The organism is Luteitalea sp., assembly GCA_009377605.1.
GTDB lineage: Bacteria > Acidobacteriota > Vicinamibacteria > Vicinamibacterales > Vicinamibacteraceae > WHTT01.
The window spans coordinates 12,020-25,533 of record WHTT01000011.1; the positions used below are offsets into that span (position 1 = coordinate 12,020).

Genomic DNA, 13,514 nt, shown 5'->3' on the forward strand with positions numbered 1-13,514 from the left:
GTCGGCGCACCAGATCGATCCGCACGGATTTCGTGTCACGGCGAGCATAGTGCCGTGATAGCATGCACGCCGTTTCCCTACTTGGTCCAAAGGATTGCATGCCGCAGGCGTGGTGCGTCTCGGCCGAGCGTGTGAGATTGGTGCTGCGCAAGCGTTGGGGCTCTGGCGTCGCAGCGTCACTGGTCCTTCTGTCTTGGGCGGTCGGTAGTGGGTGTAGCGGCGCGGCGAAGGAAGGTCCTGAGCGGCGCACCATCCGCTTGACGACCGGCTGGCCCGGCGGGTTCTTCAATCCACTCGGCGCTGCGCTGGTGACCACGTACTCGAAGGCGATACCGGATCTGTCGTTCGCGGTGGTGCCGAGCGGCGGCGCGGACGTTCATGGCAAGCACCTCCCATTCCTCGACGCGGCCCACCAGGTGAGCCGGGGCGCGGTGGATGCCGCATTCGTCAGCGCGGCTTACCCGGTCGAGTCGGTGCGCCTGGCGACCCACGCCGGCGCCGACCTGTTGGAGGTCAGCGGTCCCGTGGTCGAGCGGCTCCGGGCGACCTACCCGTTCTTGCGCGCCGTTCTCATCCCGTCGGAGACATACCCCAGTCTTCGCCGCGCCGTGCACACCGTCGGCATCCATACGGTCCTGGCCTGCAACGTCGAGCTCGACGAAACGCTCGTCTATCGACTGACCAAGACCTTCTTCGCCGCCCTGCCAGAGCTCGCGACCCGTGTCCGGGCGTTGCGGCGGTTGGATCTCGCACGGGCGCCCGCCACGCCGATTCCTCTGCACGACGGCGCTGCACGCTACTACCGAGAGCGCGAGCTGTTCCGATGAAGCGCGACTGGCTGACCGCGTGGCGACAGCGGCTCATGGTGGGTGTGGCGATCGCCGTCGCGATCGCGCTCGTCACACTGGCCGTCGTCGGCTATCGCGCCACGCGCGAGTGGCAGCGTAGCTCAGCACGATTGGTCGAGCGGCGCGCGGAGGAGAGTGCCGAGCTGCTGGTCACCGCGCTGACGCGCGACATGCGGGGCGCACAGGCGCTCGTGCTCGCGAGCCGTGACTGGAACCCGCTGTCTGTCACTTCCCTGACTGACATCAGCGACCATGTCGCGGCTGCCTTTGCGCGGTACCCGTACCCGGAATCGTTCTTCGAATGGCACGAGGGGTCGGACCAGTCGATGGTCTTCTTCAATCGAGCCGATCGTCCTCCAGCGTGGATGCCCAAGGAGCTTCGCGCGGACCGGTACCCCGTGGTCCTCGTGACCGAGCCTGCCGTGGCGACGACGCTCGCCGACCGCATCCGGCAGGATGCAAAGGTCGGCCGCCGGTACTCTGTCTTCGACGTCACCCTCGCGCGGGAACGGTACCAGGTCGTCGCTCGACTGCAGTACGACGAGCCGTTTCGGGAGCGGCTCGAGAGCATCTTCGGCTATACGGTCAACCTTCGTTGGGTGCGGCGCTCGTATTTCTCCGAGATTACCGCCGAGGTCGCCCGCATCGGCAATCGTGGGGTCGACCTCGACCTGGCGGTGCTCGACGAGCACGGCAGCCTCATCGCCGGCTCGGCGAACGCCGTGCCCGCCACACGACGCTCTTTCCCCCTGCTGTTCTTCGATCCGACGACCTCGGCCGTGGATCCGCCTGCCGACCTCGCGGTGCGTACGTGGCAGGTGCGCGTGAGTTCCGCAAACGACCCCACGCTGGTATGGGCCACACGCAGCGCCAACTGGACGCTCGGGGTGATGACGGCTGCGGCGACGGGCCTCGGTGTCAGTCTAATCTTTGGATTCTACGCCGCGCGCGCGAGCGTGATGCTGGCTGAGGTCCGCTCCGATTTCGTCTCCAGTGTCACCCACGAGCTGAAGACACCGCTGGCGACGATTCGGGCCGTTGGCCACACGCTCATCCGTGGACGGGTCACGGGGCCGGACGCCCTCCGCGAGTACGCGCAGCTCCTCGTCCAGGAGGCAAAGCGTCTGACGCGTCTGGTGGACAACATCTTGGCGTACGCGAGGGTCACCGACGTGACCGACGTGTACTCGTTCGAGCATCAGGCGCCGGCCGAGCTGGTCGACGATGTGTTGCAGGAGTTTCGCCACCAACTGGTCGACGGCGACTTCGAGCTCGACGTCGACGTGCCGACCGACCTCCCATTGGTGCATGCGGATCGGACGGCCATGCGCTTGGTTCTGGACAACCTTGTCGACAACGCCATCCGCTACTCGAGCGAGCAGCGCTGGATTCGCCTGGCCGTCTGGTGCGATGGCTCGCACGTGATCATCGAGGTACGCGACCGTGGCATCGGCATCCCTCGCGACGAGCTGTCGAGCGTCCATCGAAAATTCGTCAGAGGCCAATTGTCCCGCTCTGGCGGCAGTGGGCTCGGCCTCGCCATCGTCAATCGCGTGGTTGCCGACCATGGTGGGCGGTTCGTCCTCGAGAGCGAAGCCGGCACCGGGACGGCGGCTCGCTTCAGTCTTCCTGCTGTTCGGGGGTGAAGACAGGACACGGGGCATGCAGAAACGCATTCTCATCGTGGAAGACGACCGAGCGCTGGCGAGGGTGATGAAAGACAACCTCGCCTTCGAGGGGTTCCAGGTGGAGGCTGTGGCCGACGGTCATGCGGCCGTTGGCAGCGTGCGATCGTTTGCTCCGGATCTCGTCTTGCTGGATCTCATGTTGCCAGGCTGCAGCGGCTTCGACCTGTGCGGCGTGCTGCGAGAAGGGGGGAGGGTCCCGATTATCATCGTGACGGCGCGCGGGCAACGCGTCGACAAGCTGAAGGGGCTCAATCTCGGCGCCGATGACTACGTGACGAAGCCCTTCGACGTGGACGAGCTACTGGCGCGGATCCGCGCGGTCTTGCGCCGGACGCGCACCGTCGTTGGTCGGCTGGCATTGGGGGACGTTCACGTCGATTTCAAAGCGCTCAGAGCCACCAATGCAGGCGCCGAAATCCACCTCACGCACCGAGAGTTCGAGGTGCTCCGCTACCTCGCTGAGCGCGAAGAGCGCGTGGTGTACCGGGACGAGCTGCTCCGTGAAATCTGGGGCTACCTCGACCCGCCCACGACGACACGCTCGGTCGATCATGCGATCGCCAGACTCCGCAAGAAGATCGAGATCGATCCAGCGCATCCCCGGTTCGTGAGGACGGTCCACGGCGGAGGCTACTGCCTGACGGTGACGGGCGAGGCGTCTGGTCCAAGCTTGATGGGCTGAACCAGCGCCCCGTTGGTGGCAACGTCCCAGGCCGCGAACCGCACCCACTTCTTCCCGGACGCGTCGAAGGGGACCTCGAAGCGGTGCTTGCCGAACGGCGGTAGATGCGTCGTGGAGATGATCTGCCGATCGACGGTCTGCCCGTCCCCCCAGACCACTTCGACGAAATCGAGCGGGAACGTCCACTCGACCTCCGCCGTAATAGTGCGCCGGTCACCGCTTCCCTCGACGGCGTAGAACGGGATCAGCACTTCACCCGACGTCACGAAATACTCGCGGCGCTTCAAGGCGTCGATGATCGGACTCATGTCGTCGACCGTTGGTAGCTGATCGAGCTTCACGTAGTTGACCGGCGACATGCCATACGTATCGTCGTAGGGAGGTTTGCCACGCTCACCGATATCGGAGCGCGCCTCGGAAATGGCCAGCTGATACTTCGGCGGCGTGGGTAGATCGGCCACCCAGTTGTTCAGCTCGTCCCACAGACCCAAGCAGCGATACTCGCACAGCCGCTTCTCGGAGGCATCGACGCCCATACCCCAGCGATAACCCATGCCGCGGTAGTTCTCATGCGTGAAATGGGCATCCCGCTTGATGGCGTCTGGAAAGCCGGTCGACCCTTTCGAGCGCGGATGAGGCATGAAGATCAGCGCGTTCTCGCGCTCGGTCATCTCCATCATGTCCGCGGCATTCCCGAGGTTGTACACCTGGCCGTAGACGGGATGCTCTTCGACCAACGGCTGGTCTGCGGCTCGCTTCGGGAGCCAGAACACCGGCTTGGACAACAGCAGGTCGTGATGTCCACGCAGGTCGACGCCGGTATTCTCGCGGTGCGGCATGATCAGGAAGTTCTTGTCGGAGTGTCGCCGGGCGGCATCGTAGTAGGCGGCCAGGCCCTTCAGGGACTCCTCGCCTCGCCCACCGGGGCCGTCGATGATCCCATAGATGTCGATGCCGGCGGCCTTGGCGGCCTCGATGTCGTTGAGCCGGTTGTCCAGACCGCCCAACTCTCGCAACCGCCGCACCATCCCAACGTGATAATGCGTGCCCATCACCTTGTAGCCGGGGAGCGGCTTGAAGCGGTCCCCGTGCGTGAAGGCCAGCGCCGACTCCGTCGCCGCTGGAGCTGCCTCAGGGCTGACGTAGAAGAACACGGGCATCTGCTGCCACGTGCCCGGGCGTGCGCTGTACAGCGCGAAGTTGTGGTAGAACTCCGGGTCCTCTTCCTTCTCCGCCTGTCTCATCCCAAAGGAGAAGCTCGAATCGCTGTCTTTCCGGTACCAGCTATAGCCCAGGTTCTGCTCCGATTCGCGTGCCCAGTAGAAGCTGTGCGGCGGTGGGAACGCGGCAATGGAACCGCCCTCGAGCTCCGCGGCGATTAGACGATTGCTGCTCCACACCGTCGCCGGCGCCTCGTTGACGGTGCCGCCAAACCGATAATCCTGCTCTCGATTGGTGAGATCGCGCCACACCACGCGCGACGTCGGTTGAATCGGAAGACCCTTGAGCCCGCCGTCGTACTTGAACGCGGCGGAAGGATGATCGGTCTTGGCGATTACCACTTGGCGAATCAGGTTCGACCCCTTGAACACGTCATACTGCAACCGGCCGGCAAAGATCCCGAGCTCGACGCCAGGAAAGCTGATCTCGAGCCGCGCGCCGTTGGTCTTGACCTCGCAGCCATCCGCTCGATAGGCGGCCGCGGCGCGGGTGACCTCGTCGGGCTGGCGTGGCAGCCCGGGCTGGCCGTGAAGGCCTTCGTACGGGGGAACCGACGTCGAGTGGCCCGGGGGCCGTTCTCCACTTCCCTCGACGTAGAGTGGTGCGTCCCAGAAAGCCTCCCACTTGACACCATCGATCATCTCTTTGGTGAGCCCGCCACCGCGCGCGGCCAGGTTGACCCACTCGGTCCCCCGCTTGTCTTGATCGTCCCAGGCGTCGAGGATCTCCGGTGTGACCTCGACACCGAGCGCATCGAGCGAGTCCGGTCGCAGCTGTTGCGCTGTCACGCGCCGCACACCGGAGACCACGCGAAACTCCGGCGTCACATCGCGCGCCAAAGTCCTCCACTGGCCCCCTTCGGGACGAATCGCCAATTCGCGTATCGTCGGTGTGCCGCGCTCGATCGCGAAGCGTAGCCTCAGCTCGGCACCATTGTCCCCGTCCCACGTGACCACGAGCGCGTCTGCGGTGGCGCTCGCCGTGAGGCCAGGCGCGGCCGTGTACTCCGTCAGGCCGCACATCGAGGGCTCCGCGGATGCGGTCGACGCGGCGACCGCGAGCGCGACCGTGACGAGTTGAGTGCGTATCGGCATGTTCTCTCCAGCCACTGAGTGTCACTTCAAGTGAGCTTTGGGCTCAGAAGCTATAGCTCCCACCGATCCGTACGATGCGTGGCGCTATCATACCGGACACGTTCGATCCGCTGACGAAGCCAAAAGTGGGGCCGGACGCCCATGTCAGATCGACGGCAGCGCTCGAATTGAACACGTTGAACAGGTCGACGTTCAGGGTCAATCGCTGCCCGCGCGGAAGGCGGAGCTCCTTACTCCCGCGCAGATTGGTCAACGCAATCGTCGCACCGTTGCTCGATCCCCACGGCTCCAGTTGGACCGTCACGGTACTGAGCTGACTGAGACTGGGGCCGCCATCGGGATCCTCCTCGCGGAACTGGTAGGTGCGCGCCCCTCTCGTGCCATTCCTGGCCTGCATGAAGCCAGCAATCTGAATGCCGGCTGGCAACTGATAAGCGCCACTGAGATTCATCCCCCACTCCCACGTCTCATCCCGCGGGAAGTGGTCATCGTTGGGCGTTTGAAAGTGGCGCTCGATCCACCGGTGGTTCTTGAGGCCCCAGCCCGCCGCTTGGACCATCCATCCGCTCGACAGGCGTTTCGTGATCGACGCCTCGATGGTGTGGAACCGGTCGACCTCGCCGCTGTTGACCTGCATGTTTCGGACGAACTCCGCGCCCTGGAACGCGGGATCATAGTCGTAGATCGTCACCAGCCCACCATCATCTGCCGTCTCCACGATGCCGTCCGGCCCTGGATCACGACGGGTGAGCGAAATGTTGTAGGCCTCCCGCGGGCGCAGCATGTTGATGCCGCCGAAGTCGTACAGATTGACACGACGCCGGAAGACATAGCCGACGCGCACACCCAGATCACGTGCCACCTCCTTCTCGAGGCTCGCCGTTGCTTCTGTGGTGGTCGGTTGCTCGAGGTCGGGGTTGAGGATCCGATTGCTCGCACCCGCGATGGAGAGGAAATCCGGACCGTTCGGATCGAGGTTCACCTCACCCGGCGTGTAGTTGTCGTTGCCGTCCAGATCCCGCCACCGGTACCGCATTTGAACCAACGCATTCTGGTTGAAGTTCCCCACATCCGAGTCCCGGTACAAGTCGTTGTAGAGGCCGTACGTGCCCTTGACCACCGTGTTGTCCGCGATCTCCCACGACAATCCCACCCGCGGCAGCGCCCGCTGCCAGGTCACCACGTCGACCGTCGGGAAATCTCCCGCGGGGAAGAGCTCTGGAAACTGCGGGCTGGCCGGCTTCGACTGCGCCGGCACGAATGCGCTCTGTCGCTCGAAACGGAAGCCCAGGTTCGCGGTCAGCCGATCGGAGACACGCCACGTGTCCGTCAGATACCACGCGTACACGTTGACCCGGTTGCGCGGCTCGATCGGGTAGTTCCGAAACTCGATCTCAACGGGTCGATCGGGCACGTTCCAGACACGGTCATAAATGAGGTAGTAGTTGCCATGCGGGTGATTCAGGGATCCACTGCCGTGGGTATACCGGTACATTGTCCCGCCGGTCTTCAGCTCATGGCGCCCGCCAAAGGATCCCTCCGGGAAGAAGCTAAAGCTCCCATCGAGCTGCCAGTTGTCGCGCGGGCGCTGGTCAGAGGACTCGTGGCCGCCAGTGCGCACGCCGGTCTCGCGATCCAGGCGGCTCGGAAACTCGGCACCCCGGTAGATCGAGGGGCGCATTGCCGAGTAGTCCACGAAGTAGCCGCCGTAGCCGCCAACGACGTTCACCAGCATCTTGCGATTGAGCGTACTCTGGAGCTCGAGCTTCCTTACCGATAGCGAGTGGCTTTGGTCACGCGTGGCTTCGAGCGGCCGGAGGCGGCTTCCGTCCCTTTGGGGCTGCGCCTTCAGGCCCCGCTGGTACACGCCGATGAGACGGTTGTTCTGCGAGAGCTGCCAGGATACTTTGGCATTACCCTGCGTCAGCAGGTTGTTGTAGTCGGCGAGTGGCTCGTCGCCCGTGAGATAGGTGCCGTCCGGCCCCGGATCCGACACGAAGCCCGCGAGGCCGCTCTTCCGATGCTGCCGGCTGAACCCGCCATAGAACCACAGCTTGTCTCGGATGATGCGGCCACCCAGATCGCCGGCGACGTCGTAGTGGAACCTGAGCGGCTCCGTATCGCTCAGGCCCTGCGCCTGCAGCTCCGGGGTGAGGTTCTTGCTTTGCAGCCGCGGCCCTTGATACGACCCTTCGTATCGACCGTGGAACTCGTTGCCGCCGGACCGGAGCACCGCGACCATGTGAAGCCCCGGCGTGCCAACCTCTGCGCTCGTGCCGGATGTCGTGACCTGCACGTCTTCCAGGCCAAAGTAGTTGAGGTAGACTGCCGTGTTCGGGTCGGCGCCGGTGGTGATATTGATGCCCTCGACCTGAATCTTAGGCGTGGCAGCGACGCCCTAGGTGGACATATCCGGGCGCTCGGCCATTTGACTGCCGCCGACGTCGGGGGACTCCGCTCGAGACACGCCGGGCGCCATCTCGACCACTGCTTGCAGATCGCGGCCGCGCGGGATCGTTTCGAGCGCCTCCTCCGTGAAGTTCGCGCTCGACCCGGTGGACGACAGGTCCACGACCGGGCTCTGGCCGCTGACCATCACAGACTCCTGCAGCTGGCCCACGCCCATCGTGGCGTCGACGCGCGCCGTGAAGCCAATGGTGATGCGCAGCTCATCGCGGATGATGGTGTTGAAGCCCGTGAGCTCGAACGTGAGCCGGTAGATGCCGGCCGGGAGGTCCCCGAAGCGATAGCTACCGCTCTCGTCTGTGACCCCCACCGTCTGGCCCACCTGCAGCGCCGGGCTCGACAACGTCACCGTAACGCCGGGAAGGGTGGCGTCCGTGTCATCCTTGACGATGCCGTGGATCGTGCTTGATGCAACGCTCTGCGCAGACGAGGCCCGTGCGCCCCCGACGAGGCTCGCGACGAGCACCATGGTCAGCACGACCTTCCGAGTCGACCTGTCGCGCCTTCGACGCTGTGCACCCATGCGTGTTCTCCTGGCTGGCACGTCCTACCCGCCGTCGCTCGCGGGAATCGAGAACGACGTCGGTAGCCCGTGAACGGTCCGTTCGACTGGACAGTGGTGGACACAGTTATAGCGTCCGTCGTCGCTTCGGTTTGTCGCAATTTGTCTCGGGCGTGGAAGTGCCGACACAACATACTGCGACAAATGAATGGTGACGAGTCGTATATACATGCGTCGCGAGAGCACATCGACCGAGACGACATCATGCAAAAGGCAACCAAGCCGCTCGACGACGTGGCCCCGCCCACGCGTATCGACGAGGCCATCGGCACACTGTCACCCGGCGAGGCACGTTTCGAGTGGTGGCGGCAGTCAGTCGGGCTGTTTTGCGGGCCGATCGCCTTCCTGATCGTCTGGTTCCTGCCGCTCCATGCGCTGTCGGAGCCCGCGCATCGCCTCGCCGCAATCGTGGCGCTGGTCGTGGTCTGGTGGGTCACCGAGGCCATCCCGATTCCCGCGACGGCCCTCATCGGCGCCGCGCTGACCGTCGTGTTTGGGGTAACGACCGCGCGGGAAGCGTTCGCGCCCTTCGCCGATCCGATCATCTTCCTCTTCATTGGGAGCTTCATGATCGGCCGGGCGATCGCCGACCACGGCCTCGACCGGCGCCTGGCGTACTCGCTGCTGTCGATCAAAGCGGCGCAGGGCAGCCTCGCGCGGATCGCCGTGGCGGTGAGTGGTCTCGCGCTGCTGATGTCCGCCTGGATGAGCAACACGGCCACGACGGCGATGATGCTCCCGGTGGCGATGGGAGTCTTGCACGCCACCGGCCGTGCGCGGGGCCCCTCCGCGAAGAAGTCCTCCTACAGCTTTCTTCTCGCGATTGCCTATGCTGCGTCGGTCGGCGGCATCATGACGCCCGTCGGCACGCCACCGAACCTGATGACCATCGGGATGCTCGATCGGCTCGGTGGTGTCACCATCACGTTCTTCGGGTGGATGGTCCTCGCGGTGCCGATAGGCCTCGGCGTGGCGGGTGCGCTCTTCTTGATTACTGGGTACCGTCTCGCTGGCGGAGGGGAATTGAGGCCCGCCGCCACCTCCTTTCTCGACGAGCAGCGGCCGGCGGGCCCCTGGACGACAGGACAACGCAACGCCGCCATTGCCTTCGGCGTCGCCGTGATTCTGTGGGTGACGCCGGGGCTCATTGCCCTGGTGGGATCGCCGGACTCACCAACGTATGTGCTGCTTGGGGCCCGCCTCCAGGAATCGGTGGTGGCAATCGGCGCGGCAAGCCTTCTCTTCCTCTTGCCGACCGACTGGCGGAAGCGCCAGTTCACCCTGTCGTGGGAGTCTGCCTCGCGCATCGACTGGGGAACGATTCTCCTGTTCGGCGGAGGGCTGTCGCTCGGCCACCTGATGTTCACGACAGGCCTCGCGAAGCACATCGGAGCGTCGCTCGTTCAGGCGAGCGGAGCCGAGTCGCTCTGGGCGGTCACGGCGATGGCCATCGTGCTCGGCATGGTGATGACCGAAGTGGCCTCGAACACGGCCGCCACCAACATGGTGGTGCCGGTCGTCATCTCCATCTGTCAGGCGAGTGGGTTGAGCCCCGTACCGCCCGCCGTTGGGGCCTGCCTCGCGGCCAGCATGGCCTTCATGCTCCCGATCTCCACGCCGCCCAATGCCATCATGTACGGCTCCGGTCTGGTGCCCATTACCGCGATGATTCGCAATGGAATCCTCTTGGATGTCGTGGCAGCGATCGTCATCTTCATTGGCTTGCGTGTGCTCTGCCCCTTGCTCGGATTTGCGTGAAGGCGAGCTCGCCCAGTTCGCGCATGGGTCAGAGCGACCGGCAACGCATACAACGTGCAGATGTCAGGGACCGAACGACTGCCGTGTCACGTCGCGCCCACTATCACGTAAAGGGTTTATGGAGGGCGCGGCGCCCTATCCCCCAAAAGGGGGAACGCTGCTCCACCAGATCAGGGATGCGCATCGATGAGCACGGGCCTAGACTTCTTCCATGAGACCCGGACGGCGGCCTGAAGCAATCGATACGCGCTTCGTCCTTCGCATGTACGCCTGGATAACCATAGTGGGCGGACTGCTGGTCTACTCGTGGCCGGCAGCCCTGCTCCCATACGCCCAGTTTCCAGACGCGACGCCGGCCGCCCCGTGGGCGTTCACGCGGGTGGCGGCAGCGCTTGTCGTGGCAGCTGGGTCATGCGCAGTCGGGTTGGCTGGACTCGCCGAGCCCCTCGGACGCCACCGATGGCTGTACGCGTTCGCGCTCGCGCATCTGGTGTTTGGGGGGCTATTCATCGTGCAGTGGGTCGCGATCTTCGACGTCATTCTGCCACCACTTGTGGGATGGGCCGCCTTACTGGTTGGCGCCGTCCTACTGTACGTGGCAATCACTGGCCCCTCGACGGCTCCGATACGTCGATCGTTTGCCTTGATCGGCCACGGCGATGCGGATGCGCCCAGAAGCATGATGGTGGACGTCAAATCCGGGGCAATGGATGCGCTCCGCTCGCAGTATGAGGAGCACATTCAGCAGGCTGCGCGCCAGGAGGAACGGACGCGACTTGCACGCGATCTCCACGACGCAGTGAAGCAGCAACTGTTTGTCATCCAGACAGCTGCCGCCACAATCGAGGCCCGCTTTGATACCGACGCGTCTGGTGCAAAAGGGGCGCTGGGGCAGGTGCGCAGGGCGGCACGCGAAGCTCTGACCGAAATGGACGCGATGATCGAGCAACTCCAAGCAGCACCTGTGGAGACCACTGGGCTCGTTGAAGCGTTGAAGCGGCAATGTGAAGCGCTCAAGTTTCGAACCGGAGCCGACGTGAACCTCGTGATTGGCGAGTTGCCGCCCAACAACGTGCTGCCTCCAGGCACCCAGCAGAGCCTGTTCCGCGGCACGCAGGAAGCACTGGCGAATGTCGGTCGCCACGCGCGCGCCAAACACGTTACCGTATCGCTCGGGACGAAACATCGTCACCTCGAGCTCACAATCAACGATGATGGCGTCGGCTTCGATCCGATGAGGGCACCAAAGGGCATGGGGTTGGACAACATGACCGCCCGCGCGGGAGTGCTGAATGGTTCGCTCATGCTGAACAGCGCTCCGGGCCGAGGAACCAATGTACGGTTCTCGATACCGTTCCTCTTGGGCTCCCCGCGGGAATACGGCATGAAGGCGTTCGCCTGGGCTGCTGTCGTGTCTGTCGGAATCTGGTACTTCACCCCGCGGGGCTTGAGCGAACAACCGTGGGCGCTCGGTGTCGTCGTGATTGCGATTATCGCCACGGCGCGATATCTCATCGCGTACGCCAGGGCGCGCAGGAGCGCCGGGGCAATTGCGTCATGGTGACGACGATCGCCCTCGTCGACGATCATCGTGTCGTGACGCGAAGCCTGAAAGCGTACCTGGAGTCCTTTCCCGACCTGCGGGTCGTCGGCATCGCTTCGAGCGGCGAGGAATTACTTGAGAACCTGGAACGCTGGAGCCCTCAGATTGTGTTGCAGGACTTGCTGATGCCGGGCGGTCTTGATGGTATAGAAACCACGCGGCGAATCGTGCAGCGCGCGCCCGGCGTTCGGATCATTGCACTGACGGCGTCGTTCGACGAAGCACGAATGATGGGCGTGCTGCGCGCCGGCGCCGCGGGATACATACGAAAGGATGCCGAGCCGGAAATGCTGCTCGCTGCGGTACGCACAGTAGCGCAGGGAAGGACGTTCATAGATCCGTCGGCCGGACGTCGCCTCGCAAGAGTCGACGCTGCGGATGATTTGACAGCGCGCGAGAGCGAGGTCCTGCGGCAGATCGCGCTCGGCCACTCGAACAAGGACATCGCCGCAGTCCTCGGGATTAGCGAAGAGACCGTCAAGACACATGTAGGTCACGTGCTTTCAAAGCTTCAAGTTGAGAACCGGGGACAGGCCACCGTCCAGGCACTCAAGCGCGGGCTGGTTGCCCTGGAGGACCTTACGTAGCCTCCGACGACTGGACAACTCACAGGCCGAACAACGCCCGCTCACACATCGTCGCGACCCGCCGTCGCGCTTGACCAAGCTCGGTCGTCTCCAACCCGACCGCAACGCAACCCAACTCTTCTGTCCGCAAAATCCGGATCACGGCCCAGATGATCGCTGCTACGAATATGGCGACCTCGCGTAGCCCCGCCATTTCGTGTCTCGAGGTATAGATCGCCGCCGAATCCAGTACCGCTGGGCGACGGCCCCGTGACACATCGTCGCAAAGCGCCGCTCCCTGCGATCGAACTACACTTGGCGACTTGAACGAATGATCGAGGGCGATGGTCAGACAATCAACGCTTGGCCGTGAAGTAGTAGTGGTTATCGCCCTCGTCCACGTCGTTGCCGACCAATCCGAGACCGTGTGCCACGATCTCCCGTTCGTACGCTTCGTGTCCAAGTGAATAGGACGGAAGACCGGTCATGCCGTCGGCCCATGTACCGGCTTCCCTCGGCGCGGTGAAGAGAAAGCGCCCATGGGGATTCAGCGCACGGGCCACCTTACCGATCAGGCTACGTTGAGTATCAACAGGTAGCAGAAACATCAGCCCCCAGGCGACTGCCGCGTCGAAGCTGCGGCTGAAGAAGAGTGAGTCCTCTACAGGGCTGCATTCCAGGGGAAACGCGCGGAAATCGCTCGCGGAACTTCGCGATCAGCGTTGCCGACGCGTCGACTCCGTAAATCGTAAATCCTTCCTGGAGCAGCGCCTCCGAAATAGGAACCCCACTCCCACATCCGAGGTCGAGGATGGAGGCACCGGCCCGCAGCGCTTTGGCCCATTTCCGCACAACCGTCGGCCCGATAGAGTGCCTCCGGGCCCGGATATAGGCTTCGGCAATGCTCTCGTAGCCGTTCGACCCGTCCGTCATCGTTCTCCTCCGAGGAACTCGCTCGCCGGTCTCTTGTGAGTTCAACAGCGCGTCGTTGCTTCCCACGACGACCTGCACGGGTATCGACAAACC

Annotated in this window: 9 protein-coding genes and 1 pseudogene; 6 read left to right on the forward strand and 4 right to left on the reverse strand. The window is 64.1% G+C overall.

Annotation, left to right across the window (positions count from 1 at the left end):
• Positions 1-62: 62 nt before the first annotated feature.
• Genes GEV06_05345 through GEV06_05355 form a run of 3 tightly spaced genes read left to right on the forward strand, consistent with a single transcriptional unit; the run spans position 63 to position 3,218 of the window.
• Complete coding sequence (locus tag GEV06_05345) at positions 63-827, forward strand: TAXI family TRAP transporter solute-binding subunit (protein MPZ17323.1); 765 nt, start codon at positions 63-65, stop codon at positions 825-827.
• Positions 824-2,494: a GHKL domain-containing protein gene (locus tag GEV06_05350; protein ID MPZ17324.1), complete on the forward strand. Its 1,671-nt coding sequence runs from the start codon at positions 824-826 to the stop codon at positions 2,492-2,494. Before GEV06_05345 ends, GEV06_05350 begins: the two co-directional genes overlap by 4 nt.
• Positions 2,415-3,218, forward strand: coding sequence for a response regulator (locus GEV06_05355; GenBank protein ID MPZ17325.1), 804 nt, complete (start codon positions 2,415-2,417; stop codon positions 3,216-3,218). The genes GEV06_05350 and GEV06_05355 overlap by 80 nt, the downstream gene beginning before the upstream one ends.
• Here GEV06_05355 and GEV06_05360 read toward each other — a convergent pair.
• The 3 genes from GEV06_05360 to GEV06_05370 form a co-directional block, all read right to left on the reverse strand.
• Entirely contained in the window at positions 3,167-5,533 is a 2,367-nt protein-coding gene (locus GEV06_05360) for a hypothetical protein (protein MPZ17326.1), read from the reverse strand. The two genes, GEV06_05355 and GEV06_05360, sit on opposite strands and share 52 nt — an antisense overlap.
• A gap of 43 nt (positions 5,534-5,576) precedes the next feature.
• On the reverse strand, positions 5,577-7,829 hold the full coding sequence (locus GEV06_05365; GenBank protein MPZ17327.1) for a hypothetical protein: 2,253 nt from the start codon (positions 7,827-7,829) through the stop codon (positions 5,577-5,579).
• 102 nt (positions 7,830-7,931) lie between these two features.
• Positions 7,932-8,522, reverse strand: a complete 591-nt coding sequence (locus tag GEV06_05370) for a hypothetical protein (protein ID MPZ17328.1) — start codon at positions 8,520-8,522, stop codon at positions 7,932-7,934.
• Positions 8,523-8,705: 183 nt separating this feature from the next.
• Between GEV06_05370 and GEV06_05375 the strand changes: the two genes are divergently transcribed.
• The 3 genes from GEV06_05375 to GEV06_05385 all read left to right on the forward strand — a co-directional run bounded on the left by GEV06_05375 (position 8,706) and on the right by GEV06_05385 (position 12,509).
• Positions 8,706-10,319, forward strand: a complete 1,614-nt coding sequence (locus GEV06_05375) for a DASS family sodium-coupled anion symporter (protein ID MPZ17329.1) — start codon at positions 8,706-8,708, stop codon at positions 10,317-10,319.
• A 211-nt stretch (positions 10,320-10,530) separates the two neighbouring features.
• Entirely contained in the window at positions 10,531-11,883 is a 1,353-nt protein-coding gene (locus tag GEV06_05380) for a hypothetical protein (protein MPZ17330.1), read from the forward strand.
• Positions 11,877-12,509, forward strand: a complete 633-nt coding sequence (locus GEV06_05385; GenBank protein MPZ17331.1) for a response regulator — start codon at positions 11,877-11,879, stop codon at positions 12,507-12,509. The genes GEV06_05380 and GEV06_05385 overlap by 7 nt, the downstream gene beginning before the upstream one ends.
• Before the next feature lie 335 nt (positions 12,510-12,844).
• Here GEV06_05385 and GEV06_05390 read toward each other — a convergent pair.
• Positions 12,845-13,421 (reverse strand): annotated as a pseudogene (locus tag GEV06_05390) (methyltransferase domain-containing protein).
• Between the last annotated feature and the right edge of the window lie 93 nt (positions 13,422-13,514).